Origin of the sequence: Dactylosporangium fulvum, assembly GCF_025137375.1 — a bacterium.
Lineage (GTDB): Bacteria > Actinomycetota > Actinomycetes > Mycobacteriales > Micromonosporaceae > Dactylosporangium > Dactylosporangium fulvum.
The window spans coordinates 7,259,867-7,278,869 of the sequence record NZ_CP073720.1 but is presented as its reverse complement, the minus strand read 5'-3'; the positions used below and the strand labels follow the sequence as shown (position 1 = coordinate 7,278,869).

At 69.1% G+C, this 19,003-nt stretch carries 14 protein-coding genes and 1 pseudogene; 7 read left to right on the top strand and 8 right to left on the bottom strand.

Annotated elements, in window-relative coordinates; translation table 11 throughout:
* Positions 1-79 precede the first annotated feature (79 nt).
* On the bottom strand, positions 80-1,876 hold the full coding sequence (locus tag Dfulv_RS33465; RefSeq protein WP_259857807.1) for a sensor histidine kinase: 1,797 nt from the start codon (positions 1,874-1,876) through the stop codon (positions 80-82).
* A 516-nt stretch (positions 1,877-2,392) separates the two neighbouring features.
* Between Dfulv_RS33465 and Dfulv_RS33460 the strand changes: the two genes are divergently transcribed.
* Positions 2,393-3,175: a class I SAM-dependent methyltransferase gene (locus Dfulv_RS33460; RefSeq protein WP_259857806.1), complete on the top strand. Its 783-nt coding sequence runs from the start codon at positions 2,393-2,395 to the stop codon at positions 3,173-3,175.
* Between the two features lie 58 nt (positions 3,176-3,233).
* Positions 3,234-6,497, top strand: coding sequence for a S8 family serine peptidase (locus tag Dfulv_RS33455; protein WP_259857805.1), 3,264 nt, complete (start codon positions 3,234-3,236; stop codon positions 6,495-6,497).
* Positions 6,498-6,754: 257 nt separating this feature from the next.
* On the opposite strand, the gene Dfulv_RS33450 is transcribed toward Dfulv_RS33455, so the two are convergent.
* A complete protein-coding gene (locus Dfulv_RS33450) occupies positions 6,755-7,705 on the bottom strand; it encodes a response regulator transcription factor (RefSeq protein WP_259857804.1) in 951 nt (316 codons plus the stop codon).
* An 80-nt stretch (positions 7,706-7,785) separates the two neighbouring features.
* Positions 7,786-8,592 (bottom strand): sensor histidine kinase, encoded by an 807-nt coding sequence (locus tag Dfulv_RS33445; RefSeq protein WP_259857803.1) that lies wholly within the window; start codon positions 8,590-8,592, stop codon positions 7,786-7,788.
* Positions 8,593-8,802: 210 nt separating this feature from the next.
* Here Dfulv_RS33445 and Dfulv_RS33440 point away from each other — a divergent pair, with 210 nt between their 5' ends.
* The 3 genes from Dfulv_RS33440 to Dfulv_RS33430 are packed head-to-tail and all read left to right on the top strand — an operon-like array spanning position 8,803 to position 12,712.
* Complete coding sequence (locus tag Dfulv_RS33440; RefSeq protein ID WP_259857802.1) at positions 8,803-9,837, top strand: ABC transporter substrate-binding protein; 1,035 nt, start codon at positions 8,803-8,805, stop codon at positions 9,835-9,837.
* Complete coding sequence (locus tag Dfulv_RS33435; RefSeq protein WP_259857801.1) at positions 9,834-11,585, top strand: ABC transporter permease; 1,752 nt, start codon at positions 9,834-9,836, stop codon at positions 11,583-11,585. Before Dfulv_RS33440 ends, Dfulv_RS33435 begins: the two co-directional genes overlap by 4 nt.
* Before the next feature lie 2 nt (positions 11,586-11,587).
* Positions 11,588-12,712, top strand: coding sequence for an ABC transporter ATP-binding protein (locus Dfulv_RS33430; protein WP_259857800.1), 1,125 nt, complete (start codon positions 11,588-11,590; stop codon positions 12,710-12,712).
* A 77-nt stretch (positions 12,713-12,789) separates the two neighbouring features.
* Here the strand turns inward: Dfulv_RS33430 and Dfulv_RS33425 are convergent, their stop codons facing one another.
* The 3 genes from Dfulv_RS33425 to Dfulv_RS33415 form a co-directional block, all read right to left on the bottom strand.
* A complete protein-coding gene (locus Dfulv_RS33425) occupies positions 12,790-13,299 on the bottom strand; it encodes a hypothetical protein (RefSeq protein ID WP_259857799.1) in 510 nt (169 codons plus the stop codon).
* Between the two features lie 225 nt (positions 13,300-13,524).
* The gene (locus tag Dfulv_RS33420; protein ID WP_259857798.1) at positions 13,525-14,520 is read right to left on the bottom strand and encodes a hypothetical protein; all 996 of its coding nucleotides are present in this window, start codon (positions 14,518-14,520) and stop codon (positions 13,525-13,527) included.
* A gap of 56 nt (positions 14,521-14,576) precedes the next feature.
* On the bottom strand, positions 14,577-15,026 hold the full coding sequence (locus Dfulv_RS33415; RefSeq protein WP_259857797.1) for a hypothetical protein: 450 nt from the start codon (positions 15,024-15,026) through the stop codon (positions 14,577-14,579).
* 61 nt (positions 15,027-15,087) lie between these two features.
* Between Dfulv_RS33415 and Dfulv_RS33410 the strand changes: the two genes are divergently transcribed.
* Positions 15,088-16,077, top strand: a complete 990-nt coding sequence (locus Dfulv_RS33410) for a helix-turn-helix transcriptional regulator (protein WP_259857796.1) — start codon at positions 15,088-15,090, stop codon at positions 16,075-16,077.
* A gap of 118 nt (positions 16,078-16,195) precedes the next feature.
* Here Dfulv_RS33410 and Dfulv_RS33405 read toward each other — a convergent pair.
* Positions 16,196-16,789 (bottom strand): annotated as a pseudogene (locus Dfulv_RS33405) (DUF6596 domain-containing protein); the annotation flags it as partial.
* Between the two features lie 209 nt (positions 16,790-16,998).
* Positions 16,999-18,432: a glycosyl hydrolase family 18 protein gene (locus Dfulv_RS33400; RefSeq protein WP_259857795.1), complete on the bottom strand. Its 1,434-nt coding sequence runs from the start codon at positions 18,430-18,432 to the stop codon at positions 16,999-17,001.
* Between the two features lie 342 nt (positions 18,433-18,774).
* On the opposite strand from Dfulv_RS33400, the gene Dfulv_RS33395 reads away from it, so the two are divergent.
* Positions 18,775-18,963, top strand: coding sequence for an RICIN domain-containing protein (locus tag Dfulv_RS33395; protein ID WP_259857794.1), 189 nt, complete (start codon positions 18,775-18,777; stop codon positions 18,961-18,963).
* The last annotated feature ends 40 nt before the right edge of the window (positions 18,964-19,003 follow it).

Sequence of the window (19,003 nt, the reverse complement as noted above, 5' to 3'; positions counted from 1 at the left end):
CGTCAGCGAGACTCACTCGCATATTGACCGATCGTTGCGCGACCGTGCACCGTCCACCACCCAATCGCACGCTCGCGTGTCACGTTCCACCGAATGGCCATTCGGCCTCCGCGCCCTGCCGGTCTCGGCCGCCCACGGGCAGTTTCACGCTGAGGGACGTGCCGCGGCCGGCCGGGCTGGTCAGCGACAGCGTGCCGCCGAGAGCCTCGACGCGGTCGCGCACGCTGGCCAGGCCGGACCCCTGACGCGGATCCGCGCCACCGGCGCCGTCGTCGTGGACGGTCACGCTGAGGACCTCGCCCTGCGCTGATCCGTCCGTGCCTGATCCGATGGCAATGATGTCGAGCTCCACGTCGATCGCTGAGGCGTCGGCGTGCTTGACCGAGTTGGCGAGCGCCTCCGAGACCACGAAGTAGGCGGCGACCTCGACGTAACCGGGCAGGCGACGATTCGGCCCGCAGCGGACCGCCACCGGGACCGGGCAGCGGCGGGCGAGCGCCTTGATCGCGGAGCCCAGCCCGCCCTGGGAGAGGATCGCCGGATGGATGCCGCGGACGATCCGCTGGAGGTCCTCGAAGGCGCCGGACAGCCCCGCGGCGGTGTCCGACAGCCGGGACCGCAGCTCGCCGAGCTCCTCGGGGACCAGCGCCTCGGCAACGCGCAACTCGAGCCCGAGCGAGACGAGCCGCTGCTGCACGCTGTCGTGGAGGTCGCGTTCGATGCTGCGGCGGGCCTCATCCGCGGCGAAGACGAGCCGGGCACGTGACGCGGTGAGCTCCGCACGGCTCTCGGTGTTGGCGATCGCGGTCGCGACGAGTTCGGTGAACTGGGCGAGCGCGTGCTCGGTGCCGGCCGGCGGTGGTCCGGTCCTGCCCCACAGGGCGACGAGAACACCCCAGACCCGGCCGTCGACGGTGATCGGCGCGCCGACGGAGGCCTGGATACCCTCGGCGCGGGCGAGGTCGGCGAGCGGGCCGCTGCTGCCCTCGTACGAGTCCTTGCGGGCCGGACGGGAGCCGCGGAGCACCAGCTCAGTGACGCCACCGGAGGGGGTGACCCGTTTGCCCAGCATCGACTCGGTTCCTGGCTTCCTGCTGTACTCGGCGACGACGGTCACCGTGCTGGGCCCTTCCCGGTGCAGCACCCGGGAGGCGTCCGCGTTGAACAGCTCGGCCGCCTCGGCGGCGACCGCGGCGGCGAGTTCGGCAGGGGCGACGCCGTGGGCCACGAGCTCCGCCACCCGCCGCAGCGCCGCCTGTTGCGTGAGGAGTGCCTGCAGCCCGGCCCGGCTCGCCTGCAGCGAACTGCCGGCCCGCAACACCGTCGCCAACCCGGGCACCACCCCGTCCCGCAGGCGCCCCATGACACGGTCCGGCAGATCCGCGGGCACGACGAGCGCGCCGGGCCGTAGCGGCAGCTGGATCCGGTCCTCGCGTGGCGGGACCGCGTCGAGCTCGATCGACGCGTACTTCAGCTGCATGGCGTGTGCGATCCGGTCGGAGGCTTCGGGAAGTACCGCTCGCACATCGTCGGCGCCGAGGATGAGCCGGGTCAGCTCGGCGACCGCGTCGGTCTCCCGGCGCCGTTCGATGGCCTCGAGCGCCCGTGCACGGGCCAGCTGCGCTACCGAACTGGCGACCCCGGCGACCATGAGGTACATCGAAAGCCCAAGCCAGTCCCGCCAGTCCTTCGTCTCGAAGCGCCAGACCGGCGGGGTGTAGACGAAGTCGAACGCGAGCGCGCTGACGATCGACGTCGTCACGCCCAGCCATAAGCCCCATACCGTGGCGACGACGAGCACACCGGGCAGGTAGACGATGGCCAGGGCCTCCGTGGCAGCGATGTGCCGGAGCGGGTAGACCAACAAGGTCTCCACGACGATGAACCCGACGCCGACTGCGATCCCTACGGAGAGTGGCGGAGGACTGAGCCGAACCAGCCACGCCGCCAGGCGTCCCTGCATCATCGGTCCTCTTCTCCAGCACGTCGGTTCCGCCGTATCAGGGCAGGCGGAGCCGGTCGAGCGGAGGCAACGAGTCGATGTTAGGGCGGCGGGCACCGAACGTCGGACTCGTGGCGGTCCTGGTGCCGCGGACCACCCCCTGATTCACCCCGGCCGTCGCCGTGCGATGACGGAGGCCGCGGCGGAGGCGGCGATGTACTGCCGGCTCTTCGTGACCGCCGGGACGTCGACATCACGCACCCACGGGAGTGGGTGGGACTCGCGGTGCTCCTCGCCGTAGCGGTGCTGGCCGGAGTGATGGCGTCCCAAACGACGACCGGCAGATCGCGTTCCCGCTGCGATCCGGCCCGCGGACCGGCACGCGCTCGTCCCCGCCGGCGGGCAGCAACCCCGTTGCGCGGACCGGCCTTCTTGAGGCTGACTTCACGGATGGCTTTGGACTTCGCCGCGGCGTACGACGAACTGAACCCGGACGACGATGACTATCGCTTCTATGCTGCGCTGGCAGACGAACTCGAGGCTACCCGTGTGATCGACCTCGGGTGTGGGACCGGAACGCTGACCCGGCTGCTTGCCTCACGAGGTCGCGCAGCGGTGGGTATCGATCCGGATCCGGAGATGCTTCGCGTCGCGAGACAGCGGTCCGGCGCTGCGGACATCGACTGGCGGCTCGGATTCAGCGACCGCGCCGACACGAACTCCGCGGATTTTGCGGTCATGTCCGGTCACGTCGCACAGGTATTTCGCGAAGATGACACATGGTCCCTCGCTCTTCAGAACCTGCACCGAGCGCTCGTCCCGGACGGGACACTGACCTTCGAGTCCCGCAACCCGGCGGCACGCGCGTGGGAACAATGGACGCGGCAGGCGACGCTACGCACGCTGGACACTCCTGAAGGGCACGTTGAGTTCTGGCATGAGACCGCCTGGGTGTCGCTGCCGCTGGTCGCCTACGACACCTTCACTCGCAATCTGCGCACCGGTGAAGAGGCCTCGAACCGTGACGTCCTAGCCTTCCGCGACGCGCCTTCCCTCGTCCTTTCGCTCGAAAAGGCGGGGTTCTCGGTGTCGCGCCAGTACGGCGACTGGCAACGAACACCGCTCGTCCCGGACTCACGCGAGATCATCCTCGTCGCCAAACGGCACGCTTTCCGCCAACCCGCCGCCGATTCCCGAAAAAGGTCGGGTTACCCCGCGAACCCGGTAATTTAGAGCGCTTCGTCGACACAGGTACATGTGTAGATAGTCCTGTGTCGAACGGAGAGTTACGATGCGTGTGCTCCGCGTGTTGGTGCCGCTGACGCTGGTCGCGGCCTTGGTGGGCGGTCTGGCCGGTGGGTCGCCACCCGCACTCGCGGCCGACGTGGCCCCCACGACGCGTACGTCGGTCGTCACACTGGTGACCGGGGACCAGGTGCTGCTGGGCGAGCGCGGCGAAGTGAGCGTGCGGGCCGGCGCTGGGCGAGAGCGGGTGGCGTTCGCGACCAGCACGGAGCGGGGACACCTCATCGTGGTGCCCGGCGACGCGATCGGCCTCGTCGGCAGCGGGCGAGTCGACCGGCGGTTGTTCGACGTCACCGCGCTACGTGAGGCGGGATACGACGACGGGCACGCCGCGGATCTGCCGCTCATCGTGCAGTATGGCGCCTCGGTGAGCGTTCCGGCCGCGCCGGCGGCCAGCCGGAAAGTCCGTTCCCTACCCGGTGCTCGCGCCGACGCGTTGCGTGCGCCGAAGCGCACCGCGGCGGATTTCTGGCGCCGGTTGGCCAACGGCGGCGAACTGAACGGCGGCGTCGCCCACCTGTGGCTGGACGGCCGCCGCCGGTTGGACCTGGACGTCAGCGTGCCGCAGATCAGCGCGCCCAAGGTGTGGCAGGACGGCTACACCGGTGGCGGAGTCACCGTCGCGGTCCTCGACTCGGGAATCGACGCGACACACCCGGACCTGGCCGGACAGGTCATCGCCGCGCAGGACTTCACCGGCAGCGGGACCGTCGGGGACCCGGTCGGGCACGGCACCCACGTCGCCGCGACCGTCGCTGGTACCGGAGCGGCATCGGGCGGCCGCTACCGCGGGGTCGCGCCGGGTGCGAAGCTCCTCGACGGCCGGGTCTGTGAGCTTGCCGGCTGCCAGGAGTCGGCGATTCTCGCCGGCATGCAGTGGGCGGCCGAGCGTGGCGCCCGCGTGGTGAACATCAGCCTGGGTCACGCCGACACCGAGGGCGTCGACCCGATCGAGGATGCGATCAACCGGCTCAGCGCGCAGCACAACATGCTGTTCGTGGTGGCAGCGGGCAACGGCGGCGCGCAGAAGGTGCCGGTGAGCTCGCCCGGCACCGCCGACGCGGCGCTGTCCGTGGGTGCCGTCGACAAGTCCGACCGGCTGGCGGCATTCTCCAGCCGTGGACCGCGGCCGGGAGATGGTGCTATCAAGCCGGATGTCACCGCTCCGGGCGTTGATATCGTGGCCGCGCGTTCATCCACCGGCACGATCGGCGTCCCGGTCGGAGAGCGGTACGTGCAGCTCAGTGGCACGTCGATGGCCGCGCCGCACGCCGCGGGCGCGGCGAGCCTGCTGATGAGCGTGCACCCGGACTGGCCGGCGTCACGGGTGAAGGCGGCGCTGACCGGCTCCGCCGTGCCACTGGACGGGGTCTCTCCGCTGGCGCAGGGCTCGGGGCGGATCGACGTCGCCAAGGCGGCCGCCGCGACGGTCACCAGCGAACCGGTCAGTATCGGGCTGGGCACCCAGGCATGGCCGCACGGCGACGATCCCAAACTGACACGCACGGTGACCTACCACAACACCGGCCAGCAGCAGGTGACGCTCGCCTTGACCGTTGACGTCTCGGGACCTACCGGCCAACCGGCACCGGCGGGCATGTTCACCCTCGCCACCAGCAAACTCACGGTCCCGGCCGGCGGAGACGCCGCCGTCACACTCACCGTGAACACCTCCCTGACCGGCGCCGCCGACGGCTGGTACACCGGCCGGATCAACGCGACCGGTGGCGGCACGACAGTCACCACGCCGCTGGCCGTCGAGCGGGAACCAGAGGCGTACAACGTCACCCTGCGGCACCTCGGTCGCAACGGCAAACCCACCGGCCAGTACCAGGTGGCCGTCGCGGGCTATGAGACACCGGTCGACGTCCACCCGTACGACGCCAGTGGTACCACGACCGTCCGGCTGCCCGCCGGGCACTACGTGTTTTCCTCGTGGATCCGCGAGCCTGACGGCTCGCAGAGCCTGCTCGTACAGCCGTGGCTCGACCTGACCCACGCCGACGCCACAGTCACCCTCGACGCCCGCACGGCGAAGCCGATCGGCATGACCGTGCCGTCCACGTCAGCCCGGATGATGATGGGGGTCGTGCAGTACCACGCGGGTGACGGCGCAATCCAGGGTGGCCTGCTCGCCGACGCGTCGTTCGACGGCCTGTACGTCGCCAATGTCGGCGCGCCGGCGCCGGGACGCCGATTCGCCGCGACGACCACCGCGCACTTCGCCGAGCCGGGCCCGGCCGGAGACTTCGCCGACAGCCCGTACCGATACAACGCCGCCTTCACCAGGAATGGGAGGATGTTCGACGGCTTCAACCGTCAACTGAAGGCCGGCGACTTCGTCGCAGTCACGCAGCGCGATCTGCAATCAGGCAACGCCAACCGGGCAATACTGGGTATCAGCAGTGCACCGGGGAGCACGCCGCCCGGCGGCTTCTCCTGGGACTACCCGATCGCAGCCGTGCCCGGCGCCGCCCGTACCGAATACTTCACCACCGGCGACGTGCGCTGGTGGCAGACGTATCAGCGGTACCGGGTCGAGGGCGAGGAGCAGACCCCGCTGGCATCCGAGTACCTGGCGTGGCAACCGGTTGGGGCCGGCGAGATGCGCTGGGGTGCCCCGGTGGTCGGCCCGGCGTTGCCCGTCGAACGGTTGCCGGGTGCGACCCGGCACGGCGACGCCATGCGCTTCCGGCTTGCGCTGTATGCCCCTGGCCTGCCCAACGCCGGCGGCTCGTCGCCGGTCACCGCGGCCCGAACCGCGCTCTACCGCGACGGCACCTTGCTGGCCCAGTCCGACGAGCCGGGCATCCTCGACGCCATCGTGCCGGGAGCGGCGGCCGGCTATCGCCTCGAGGTGCACACCACACGGGACACCACGCCCTACTCGACCAGCATCGACGCTGCATGGACGTTCAGCTCGGCGACGCCGCCGGCCGGCAACCGCCTCGCCCTGCCGCTCCTCGCGGTCCGGTTCGGCCCACGATCGGAACGAGGGTCGGAACTGCCGATCTGGGTCGAGTGGCAGCGCCCTGACGGGGCCACCGTCCGGCAGCTGACGGTCGACTTCTCGTACGACGACGGCGCGCACTGGCAGCGGGCCAATCTCGCCGCTCGCGCCGGCGGCTGGGTTGCCCGTACGCCTGCCGGCACCGGAGCCGGTTATGTGTCCTTGCGCGCGCGAGCCACTGACAGCCACGGCAACGGCGTCGAGGAAACGATCATTCGGGCCTACCGCACCGCCGGGTAACGGCCTCGAACGGACCGCCTCGCCCCAATCTGCGGTCCCACCGAACACCGCGATGCCAAATCCGCGTCACGGCATGCAACCGGCGCCTAGTTGAGCTGGATGGAACACGCGCGGCCACCGCAAGATCGTCTGTGTGTTGTGGACACAGCTGCAGATCTTGCGGTGGCCGCTGGTCACAGCGCAGACCCAGGCGGCGGGTCCTTGGCAGGCTGCGCATGGGCCAGGCCCGCCACGCTCGCGAACCGCTGAGCCCGCGGCTATTCGGCGGGCAGGTCGGGCATGAGGTAGCCGACCCCGCGCAGGGTGCGCAGGTAGTTGGTGCCACCGGGGACGGCCGCCAGCCGCGAACGCAGCCGGTAGATCGTCGACTTGACCACATCCCGCCCGCCGAGCAGGTCCGTGGTACCCCAGACGGTGCGCAGCAACTCCTGCCACGACTGCGGTACCCCCCGCCGATTGGCGAGATGGGTCAGGAGCTTGTATTCGGTGAACGGCAGGTCCAGGGGCCGTTGCGCCAGCGTCACCGTCTGGGTACCCGGGTCGATGACCAGTTCGCCGATGCGGATGACGGCACCGGAGTCGCGCCGGCGGCGCACCAGCGCCTGGGCCCGCAGCGCGACCTCGCGCGGATGGAAGGGCTTGGTGACATAGTCGTCGGCGCCGTGCTCCAACCCGGCGATGACGTCGTCGTGCTGGGCCAGCGCGGTCAGCAGCATGACGGGTACCTCAGAGCGGGCCCGGATCCGCTGGCACAGGGTGAGCCCGTCCATGCTGGGCATCATCACGTCGAGGATCACCAGGTCCACCTGGTGCTGTTTGAGCAGGTGCAGCGCGGTCGCCCCGTCATGCGCGGTCAGGACCTGGAAGTCCTGGGTCTGCAGCGCGAACTCGATGATGACCGCCATCTGCGGCTCGTCGTCGACCACCAACGCGGTCGGCCTGGCCGGGCCGGTCATGCGTCCTCCGCTGCGCTCCGGCCGCCTGACCTCCAGGCTGAGCTCATGATGACCGGCCCCTCCGCTGCGCTCCGGGCCGGTCATGCGCCCTCCGCTGCGCTCCGGCCGCCTGACCTCCAGGCTGAGCTCATGGTGACCGGCCCCTCCGCTGCGCTCCGGGCCGGTCATGCGCCCTCCGCTGCGCTCCGGCCGCCTGACCTCCAGGCTGAGCTCATGGTGACCGGCCCCTCCGCTGCGCTCCGGGCCGGTCATGCGCCCTCCGCTGCGCTCCGGCCGCCTGACCTCCAGGCTGAGCTCATGATGACCGGCCCCTCCGCTGCGCTCCGGACCGGTCATGACTGGCCGGGCAGGGTCAGCAGGAAAGTGGTTCCCCGGGTCGACGCGGTATGCACCATGATCTCCCCTCCGTGTAGCTCCACGATCGTCTTCGTGATGACCAGGCCGAGCCCGGTGCCGTCCGCGAGGGGACGCCCGGTGGCGAAGCGCTGGAACAGCCGCTCCCGTTCCGTCCGGGTCATCCCAGCACCGTCGTCGGTCACGTAGATCGCCGCCCCGGTGTCGATGACCATGACACGGACGTCGATGCTACCGCCGGGCGTGGTGAACCGGCTCGCGTTCGACAGCAGATTGGTCAACGCCTGGGTCAGCAGCATCGGGTCACCGGGAATCCACGGCATCACCTGCGGGGTGTCCAGGGTGATGCGCTGCCCACGCTGCTCGCACAGCGAGCGCATCGCCGCGACCACGTCCCGCACGACGACGCAAACGTCCAGCTTCTCCAGCCGGGGCGTGAACAGCCCGGCTTCGATCTTCGCCTGGATCAGCAGGCTCTCGCACAGGGCGATCACCTGCGTGCACTGATGGCCAGCAACCTGAAGAAAACGTTCCTGTGCCGGGGTCAGCGGGCCCGGTGTGCCCTCCCGGAGCAGATCCAACGCGCCTTTGATCATGCTGATCGGGGTGCGCAGCTCGTGGCTGAGCGCGTTGACCTGGTCCGCCCGTCGCTGCAAGCGGGTCTCCAGGTGGACCAGCTCGGCCTCGCGGGACCGGGCTCGCCGGCCCAGCATCGCCGCGCTCGCCCCGGCGCCGAGCAGCATGCCGCCCAGCGCCACGATCACCAGCCACCAGCCCGCGATCATCACCAACCTCGCCTATGAACGGGATCTCCGTACCATACGTGCGGCGGCGCCCGGGTGCTGTTCCGGTGTTGGTGACAGCGGCGTTACTGAGGCTTACTTCGGCGTTACCGCCCGGCCTGTCACACACGCCTAACCTTGCCGAAACATCGAGCTGCCGAGCCCCTGCGGCTCCGCGATACGGAGGTCCACGTCGTGATGAGAAGGTGGGCGGTGGCGCTGACGACTTTGGCCGTCGTGGCCGCTACCGCGGGATGTGCCAAGGAAGCGTCGGATGCCGGCAAGACGGCAACCGACGGGAACATCGTGCATGTGGTCTGCGGCGCCACTGAGGACTGGTGCGCGGCGACAACCAAGAAGTTCACCGAGTCCACCGGGGTCAAGTCCGACTTCGTCCGGCTGTCCAGCGGCGAGGCGCTCGCCCGGATCAAGGCCGGCAAGTCCAACGCGGAGTTCGACGTCTGGTACGGCGGCCCGGCCGACGGTTACGCGGCGGCGGGGGCCGAGGGGCTGCTGGAGCCGTACGTCTCGGCCAACGCGAGCGTCATCCCGGCCAAGTACAAGGACCCGCAGGGCATCTGGACCGGGGTCTACGTGGGTGCGCTCGGCTTCTGCAGCAACACCAAGCTGCTGGGGAAGAAGGGCCTGGGGGTTCCCGACTCCTGGGCCGACCTGCTGGACTCCAAGTTGTCCAAGGACATCGGGATCGCCCACCCGTCCACCTCGGGCACGGCATACACCGCGCTGTGGACCCAGGTCCAGCTGGCCGGGGGCGACCAGACGAAGGCGCTGGAGTACATGCGCAAGCTGCACCCGAACGTCCTGCAGTACACCAAGTCCGGCGCGGCTCCGGCTCAGATGGTCGCCCGCGGTGAGGTCGCTGTCGGTGTCATCTTCTCCCACGACTGCGTGGCCACCATGGAGGCCGGCTTCCCCGACCTGAAGGTCAGCTTCCCCGCCGAGGGCACCGGCTACGAGACAGGCGGCGTCGCCCTGGTCAAGGGGGCCAAGAACCCGGTCAGTGCCAAGAAGTACATCGACTGGGCATTGACCACCGAGGCGCAGGAGATCGGCCCGAAGGCGAAGTCCTACCAGTTCCCGACCAACCCCGGCGCGAAGGTTTCCGACAAGGTCGTCAATCTGTCCTCGATCAAGATGGTCGACTACGACGCGGTCGCCGCGGGCGAGGTCAAGTCGGCGCTCAACAAGCGCTTCGACGCCGAAGTTGCGCAGGCGCCGAAGTCATGACCGCACTGCTGCCCGACCGTGACCTGGCCACCGTACCGGTGGTGGCCACCAAGCGGCGGCGGCGCAAGGCTGACCTGGGTATCCGGGTGCTGATCGCCGCCAGCGTCGCGCTGGTGGCGATCGGCGCGGCCGTCCCGCTCGCCGCAGTGCTGGCCACCGCCTTCGCGCCGAACGCGCTACCCCGTTACGCGGAGTTCTTCACCTCCCAGGTCGACCTGACGATCCTGCGCAACACCCTGGTGCTGGGGGCCCTGGTCGGACTGGGCGGTACCGCCCTGGGCTTCCTGTTCGCCTTCGTCCAGGCCCGTCTGGACGTGCCGGGCAAGAAGATTCTGCACGTGATCGCGATGATGCCGATCGTCAGCCCGCCGTTCGCGGTGGCGACCGCGACGGTTGTCCTCTACGGCCGTCGCGGCGTGATCAGCAACGGCATCTTCGGGCTCGAGTACGACATCTACGGCCTCGACGGCCTGGTGTTCGTACTCTCGCTGTCCCTGTTCCCGGTCGCCTACCTGGGCCTGCTGGGCATGCTGCGCGGCCTGGACCCGGCGCTGGAAGAGGCCGCCATGAACATGGGCGCCAGCCGCTGGCAGATCCTGCGCACCCTGATCCTGCCGCTGATCGCCCCCGGCCTGGTGGCACCCTTCCTGCTGCTGTTCGTCGAGGCGATCGCCGACCTCGCCAACCCGCTCGTGCTCGGTGGCGACTACACCGTGCTGGCCAGCCGCGCCTACCTGGCAGTGACCGGCGAATACGACCTGACCAGCGCCTCGGTCTACTGCGTGATCCTGCTCGTGCCCTCGCTGGCGATGTACTTCGGCCAACGCTGGTGGCTGAACCGCAAGGTGCGCACCACCATCACCGGCAAGCCATCGGGCAGCGTCCACCTGATGACCGGCTGGGGCCGCTGGCCCGTCTACGGACTTGCCGTGTTCATCGCGGCGATCATTGTCAGCCTGTACGGCACCGTGATCGTCGGCTCGGTGACCAAGGTCTTCGGCGTCGACAACAGCCTGACGCTGGACTACCTGAAAGAGGTGGTCGCCGGCGTCGGCGTGGAAGCCGTCCTGGACACGCTGACGTTCGCGGCCATCGCCACCCCGATCGCGGGCGTGGTCGGGCTCGTGATCGCCTGGCTGGTCGTGCGTCACCTACGCCGCACCGCCTGGTTGCTCGACCTGGGGGGCACCCTCGGCGTCGCCGTCCCCGGCACGGTACTCGGCATCGGGTTCGTCCTGGCGTACCGGCCCGACCGGTACATCGGCGACTTCCAGATCTTCCCGAGCCTGGTCGGCGGCAGCGCGCTCGCCGCCGGGGCGGTGTCGATCGTGCTGGCCTACGTGGTGCGCAGCATCCCGGCCGGGCAGCGCACCGCGGTCGGCGCGCTCAGCCAGCTACACCCGTACATCGAGCAGGCGTCGACGGACCTGGGCGCCAGCCCGGTGCAGACGTTCCGCTTCGTCACGCTGCCGCTGATCCGCCCGGCCCTGCTCACCGGGCTGAGTTACAGCTTCGCCCGCAGCATGACCTCGGTGTCGACCATCGTCCTGCTGGTCACGCCGGAAACAAAGATCATCACTTCCCAGGTGCTCAGCGCCGCCAGTACCGGCAGGTACGGCGTGGCGTTCGCCTACTGCACCGTCCTGACCGCGATCGTCCTTGCCGGCTTCGGCCTGATCCGCCTCGTCGTCGGCGCGGGCGCGTCGCTGCACCGCACCGCGAAAACCGAAAGGCAGAAGGAGCAATGACCGTGGCCGCACCTGACCTGGCAGTATCCGCGACCCGTGAGGCCGGCACCGGGCGCCTCCAGCTGGAATCACTGACCAAGCGGTTCAACGGGCGTACCGGCGTGGTGACCGCGGTGGACCGGGTGGACCTCGACGTGCAGCCCGGGGAGTTCATCACCCTGCTGGGCCCTTCCGGTTGCGGCAAGACCACCACCCTGCGGATGGTGGCCGGGTTCGAGGACGCCTCCGGCGGCCGCATCCTGCTCGACGGCAAGGACATCGACAACCTGCCGCCACAGCGGCGACCGATGGCCATGGTGTTCCAGAGCTACGCGCTGTTTCCGCACCTGACCGTCGCCCAGAACATCGCCTACGGCCTCAGGCTGCAACGCAAGCGCAAGGACGAGATCGCCGCCGCGATGCGGATGGCGGTCACCAGCATGAACCTGGTCGGGCTGGAGGACCGCAGCCCGCACGAGCTTTCCGGTGGGCAGCAGCAGCGCGTGGCGCTCGCCCGGGCGCTGGTCGTGCAGCCCAAGGTGCTGCTGTTCGACGAGCCCTTGTCCAATCTGGACGCCAAACTGCGCAACGCGATGCGGGCCGAGATCCGTCGCATTCAGAAGATGTTCGGCATCACCAGCATCTACGTCACCCATGATCAGGACGAGGCGATGAGCATGTCCGACCGGATCGTGGTGATGAACAAGGGCAAGGTCGAACAGGTCGCCAACCCCGGCGAGATCTATGCCCGACCCGCCAGTGTCTTCGTCGCCGACTTCATCGGCCGGGCGAACTTCCTGGAGGCGGTACCGGAGCGGGTCAGCGACGGAACGGCCACGATCACCGTCCTGGGCCGCCAGGTCACCGTGGCCGCCCATCCGAAGATCGCCACCAGCACGCAGGCGGTCTATCTGATGGTGCGGCCGGAGACGGCCCACCTCGAGCCGGTCACCGACGGTGGTACCGGGATCGGTGTCGTGCTGCGGTCCACCTTCCACGGGCCCAGCATCGACTACGAGGTGGAGACCACCGGCGGAACGATCACGGTCACCGAGCCCGGGGTCGATCCACGCGAGGCGCTCGACGAAGGGGTCGTCGTCAACGTGACCTTCGACCCTGTCCGGGCCTACCTGCTGAACCGAGACTGAGAAGACCTGGCGCAGGTGCTCACGATCTGGGGTCGCGCCGTGGCCGGGCCGGCGTTGATCGTGAACCGCGTCGAAGCCTAGGATTTCCGAATGTGTCGCTCCCGCAGTCGGCGCCGAAACCTCATCAGCTGCGCTGGGACGATCAACCCGCCCGCCACTGCGAATGGGACGATTACCAGATAGTCGAACCACCGCCAGATCGGTGCGCCCACCTCCCGGATGGTGGTTGGATGATGCGGATCGTAGAGGACGTGTATCACATCGTCAGTGCTCGGTCGTTTCACGGGGTTGTCTATAAGGGCGGCCTTGCCGACCGGGCCGCTCAAATAGACCACATTGAGGCTCGGTGACCGTCCCTCGTAGTTCGTGCGCACGACGCGGGCTTCGCCGATCTCGCCGCGGTTGCTCAGCGCGAGGTTCTCCCACACCTGCCACCCGAGAGCCGCGATGAACACGGCGGTGAGAAGAGAGGTGGCCAGAAGCCACACGCCGGCAGACACTGCTGTCTTTCCCTCACCCTGTATCCATCCGAGAACGACCTTCTCGTAACGCGACGGGCGGCCAACGGGGTCTGCGCCTGAAGTCATCCGAACTCCTCCCATACTGGCCGGCCCCCTCCCGTCGGACCACGATGCCTGGAGTGCGTCCTCGCTGCCGACGCACGCTAATCCTATGACGTTGCCGGCACCCGTCCCGAGATCGCGGGCACGTCCTGCTCCGAGCACCTGATCCCGGGAATCGATTGCGTCTTCTGGGGACGCGTCGGTCGGGTGGACGATCAGCGCCGGTTCCGCCGGTAACCGCGGACGTGGTCACCGTGAGACGCGCCGACTCCAGCGGGCCAACACCCACAGCGCCACCATGTCCACCGCGAGGGCCGAGACCGCGGCGAACTGGTTGACGGTGAACTTGAAGACCTGACCGACGAGCAGGTCGGTCAGCAACGCGAGTCTCAGCCACCGGATGCCGGTCGCGCGGTCGACACGCAGCGCTGCCGCACCCCGGATGCTCAACAGCACCGTACACACCGCCGCACTGATGACCACCAGGTCGGCTCGGCGCTCCCCGGCATGGTCGAGGTCGCCGGTGACGGATTCGGCCACCGCACCGACGATCGTCAGCGTGGGCAGCATGACGAGATAGCACGCCGTCACCGCCAAGGTCCACGACGGTCGGAGCAGTGTGTCCAGCCGAGCGCGCAGCCGGTCGGCTGCGGCGCGCCAGCGGTCGACGCGCCGCGGTTCGGCGTCGGGCACCGCGTTGAGCAACCGGACCAGCGCGCGGTCGACATCGCGCTCCGATCCTGTCACCAGCTCGATGGCCTCCACCCGCTGCCGTGTCGTCAGCCCCGAGATGACTCCGATCAGCGCGGTGTTGGCCGCGTCGGCGCGCCGCTCGTCCACCGTGCGGTCGACCGGCCCGCGTAGCCACTGCGTTAGGACGACCAGCACGGCGAACGTGAGGTAGATGATGCCGGCGGCAGGCCGGTAGAAGTAGTCCGTCTCTTCGGTGATGAACTTGCCCACCTCGTCGACGAACAGTCCGAACCCCACCCCGCCGAGCATGGCGCTGCAGATCCGCGCGGCCCGGCCCAGGAAGGCCAGCGCGACGCCGAGCGCTACCGTCATGAGCAGGCCGCCCCACAACACGTGGGCGATGTGCAGGCTCCCGCCGGCAATCTTGGGATATCCGGTCGCCGCCAGGTATGCCCGGGTGAGCAGGACCGTACTGATACCGCAGAGCACGAACGCCTGCAGGTAGGCCGCGGCGCTGCCGGCGCGGACGAACCCCGGTGGTTGCGAGACCATGTGATCAACGATATTCCGGATCGGTGCCGTCCTGTCCCATTCCACCGGGACGCAGGTCAGGCGCGGGTGAACTCCATGATCCAGTTGGATTCCCACGTGTGCCCGCCGTCGACGGAGAACTCCTGCTCCCAGCGCGCCGAGGTAGGGGTGATGTCCGACCAGATGAAATGCGCCCTGATCGGCCTTCCTTCGTGCGTGTCGTCGCCGTAGAAGTCGCCGCGGCCATCGGTGAAGGTGCCGACCACCGGCGGGTAGAGCAGGCCGGTGCGGCTGCTCGCCCAGTAGATCGACCACTCCTTGCGTTCGACGTCGAACAATCGCAGCGTGTAGCCGCGGCTGCCCAGCGTCGGGAAGACGATCTCCTCGGTGTTGCCGCCACCTTCAAAGATGCCCTGGCAGGTCACTGTGCTCGGGAAATGGTCCCACTCGTCGCTGCCGACAAAGAGCGTCCTGAGGCGCCGGTTGGCCACGTTCCACGAGCCGATGAGGAAGTCGAAGTCGTTCATGCGGGCGATCATGAGGCGCTACCCCTGACACCTTCTGTCAGTGGTCTGGAAGACTGTCTCGGTGCGTGCCAGTCGATTGCTGTCCCTGCTGCTGTTGCTGCAGAACCGCGGGCGGATGAGCGCCGCACAGCTCGCCACGGAGCTCGGCGTCACCGCCCGGACCGTCTACCGCGACGTCGAGGCGCTGGCCGCGGCGGGCGTGCCGATCTACGCCGAGCAGGGACCCACCGGCGGGTACCAGCTGATGGACGGCTACCGAACCCGGTTGACCGGGCTGACCGCCGACGAGGCCGAGTCGCTGTTCCTGACCGGCATGCCGCAGCCGGCCGCCGAACTGGGACTCGGTGCCCAGGCGGCCGCCGCCGAGCTGAAGTTGATGGCAGCGCTGCCCACCCCGTATCGGGAGGCGTCGACACGGATCCGGCAGCGCTTCCACCTCGACGCGCCGGGCTGGTACCGGGAGCCGGACGCCGTGCCACACCTACTCGCCGTCGCGGAGGCGCTATGGCAGGACCAGGTCATCGAGGTCCGGTACCGTCGCTGGGCACCTCGGCCCGGTGTGGTCGGCCGCCGGCTGCACCCGCTGGGACTCGTCCTCAAGGCGGGAGTCTGGTATCTGATCGCCGCCGGACGCGATGAGCCGCGCACCTACCGGGTCTCCGCCATCGTCGAGCTGCAGCGGCTGCCGGAGAACTTCACCCGCCCCGACGGCTTCGACCTGGCCAAGTTCTGGCAGGCACACGTCGAACGGTACGAGCGGGCCGAAACGGCCGAGGTCGCCGTGGTGCGCCTGTCGCCCGCCGGGATCGCCGCCCTACCCGACATCCTCGGCCCGAGGGCCGGCCGGCTGGCGACGCGCACCCTCACACCCGCCGACCCGGACGGCTGGCGACGCGTCACCATCCCGCTGGAAAGTGTGGACCACGCCGCTGCCGGCTTGCTCCGGCTCGGCGCGGACGCGCAGGCACTCGCCCCTCCCGAGCTGGTCGAGCGCATCACCGCAACGATCCGGGCGCTGACCCGGCTGTACCCGACGACGTCGAAGGATTGACATGACCGAGGGAGCCGCCCGTACGGCAGACCCTGCGCCGGACTTCTCCGTTCGAGAAGCCACAGCAGCCGACGCGCCATGGATTGCAGACCTTGCGTTCGATCGGGATTCGCGGGCGCTACCCCAGCTGGTCGCGGCGGCGTGTCAGGTAGGCGGTCTCGGCGGTGTTGCCCGCGAACTCGATGGCTTTGTCGTACGCCGCGCGTGACTGCTGACTGCGGCCCAGCCGGCGCAGCAGGTCGGCGCGGGTCGCATGATAGGCGTGATAGTCGGCCAGCTTGTCCTCAAGACGGTCGGCGGCTGTCAATGCCACCTCGGGGCCGTCGAGCTCGGCGACCGCGATGGCCCGGTTGAGGGCGATGATCGGTGACGGGTCGAGGCGGACGAGCTGGTCGTAGAGGGCGACGACCTGTGACCAGTCGGTGTCGCGAATGTCGCGGGCGGAGGTGTGCACGGCGTTGATCGCCGCGAGGACCTGGTAGCGACCCGGAGCCACTCCGGTGGCGGCTACGGTGGCCAGGCGCTCGCGCACCAGCCGATGACCCTCGGCGACCAGCGCCGCGTCCCAGGCCCCGCGGTCCTGCTCGTCGAGGGTGACCAGTTCGCCGCTACTCGAAACGCGGGCGGTGCGGCGGGCCTCGGTGAGGAACATCAGCGCCAGCAGCCCGGCCACCTCACCGTCCTGCGGCAGGAGGGCACGGATCAGGCGAGTTCGGGGCGCCCTTCGTGGGCGGCCGCTCACCCCTGCAACGAACACCGCTGCCCCGATCCGACACCGCCCCCGGACTTCTTTCAAGATTTTCTGGTACGCCGGTGGGCGTGTACGGGATGTTCTCGGCGACCCTGCCACCGTTGAGACGGCGGCCGTCCCATCAGGGACGGCCGCCGCCTCTTTCTTTCTACCCAACCCGAGGAACGTTGTTAGGGGAGGGTCCACCGCTGGTTGGCGCCGGCGAAGCAGTCCCAGATCTGCAGCCGCGCACCGTCGGCTGAGGTGTTGCCGGTGACGTCGAGGCACTTGTTCGACACCGGGTTGCGCAGTGTGTTGTTGCCGGTGTTGTACTGCCAGACCTGGGCGCCGGAGCCGTTGCAGTCCAAGAGCTGGATCTTGGTGCCGTTGGCGGTGCTGGCGCTGGTCACGTCCATGCACTTGCCGAGGGCCCGCAGGGTGCCGTCACCGGCGACGGTCCAGTTCTGGGCGTTGGTGCCGTTGCAGGTGTACAGCTGGATCGCCGCCCCGTTGGCGGTGGAGGCCCCGGCGATGTCGATGCACTTGCCGGCCAGGCCGGTGATGCGGCCGGTGCGGCCGGTCGGGGGCTGGCTGGTCGGGGGCTGGGTGGTGCCGCCGGTCGCGGTCTGGTAGGCGGCGTTGATCAGTGAGTTGGCGCCGGCGGCGTCCTGGGACAGTTCCCAGAACATGATGCCGCCGCCGTTGGTCATGGCCCACTGGGTCTTGCGGCGTACCGTGGTCAGGCTGTTGTAGCACTCGTTGGAGCCGTTGACGGTGGTGCAGTCCCGGTTGGCGTTGGCCGGGTCGCGGGAGACCAGGTCGGCGAAGGTGTAGTAGCCGGGCCGGGAGTAGATCGGCACGCCGATGACGGCCTTGCTGGCCGGCAGGCCGCGGCCTTTCCAGAAGTTGACCGCGTTGACGGACCAGTCGTAGCTGGAGTGCGGGTTGCCGCCGTCGTAGGTCATGATGTTGAGCCAGTCGACGTAGCCGAACACGGCCGGCTGGACGCCGTTGGCGGTGCCGCCCTCGGAGACCACGGCGGCGGTGAGCAGCTTGCCCCGGCTGTGCATCGCGGTGCTCAGCTGCGACATGAGGGCCGTGTAGTTGTTGCCGGAAGCGCCCGGGTCCGGGTACTCCCAGTCGATGTCGACACCGTCGAGGTTGTACTGGTTGATCAGGTTGACGACGTTGTTGACGAACGCGGTCCGCGCGGTGGCGTTGCCGGCGAGGGCCTCGAACGCCGAGTCGTTGCCGTCGTTCCAGCCGCCGATCGAGATCGACACCTTGACGTTCTGGGCGTGGCCCAGCGACACGATCGACTGCAGCTTCGCCGGGTTGGGCAGGCCCTGCAGGCTGCCGTTGCTGTTGGGCAGCACAAACGCGTAGTTGATGTGGGTGAGCTTGTCGTACGGGATGGCGTTGGCGCTACCGGCCCAGGACGGCATGTAGCCGATGTTCTTGAAGCCGTTGGGCAGCACCGCCGCATCAGCCGAAGGCTGGACGGCAAGAGCGACGAACGCGCCCGCGGCCGCCGTAGCGACCGCGAGAGCCCCGGCCACAAGGGCCGAACGGCGTGACCGGTGACGTCCGGGACGGGCGGCCCCGGACTCCGACGGGGAGGACATGAGTGCTCCTTCGAGTGGGTCGGACCGGCGCACGGGATGGGTTGGGTGGGCCCTGGTCGGCTCGGCCGTCGTCCGGTGGGAACGGATGGCTGGGGTTGGCCGGGTCGGCCTACGCCGGTGCGATGATAGGTGTCGTAACGATAGGAAAGTTAACTAATAGTTGTCAATAGAGTGGCTGTCGACTGATGCGAGTCGCGTATTGACTGCTAGACGGGTTGCCGCATAGCCTCCGGTGGATCTGTTAAGCAACTTCACAGATCTTCCCGCGCCCCCGGACCCCAGTCGCCTCAGTGCCCGCGTGGGTGCCTCGCCGAGAAGGGACCGCCCATGGGAGGTATGCAAATGCAGAGACTCAGGTCGTTGGCCTCCGCCGCGCTGGTCGCAGCGATGGTCGCGACCGGCCTGCTCGTGCTGTCGGTGCCCCGCGCCGCGCAAGCCGCCGGTGCCCAGGTCGTGCAATGGAACCCGAACGGCGGCACCAACCAGCAATGGCAGCTCGTGCCGGCCACGGCCGGCGATCTTCCCGAGTGAGAAAATTGCTCCCGTGCATGGGGATGGCCTGCCAGGCTGC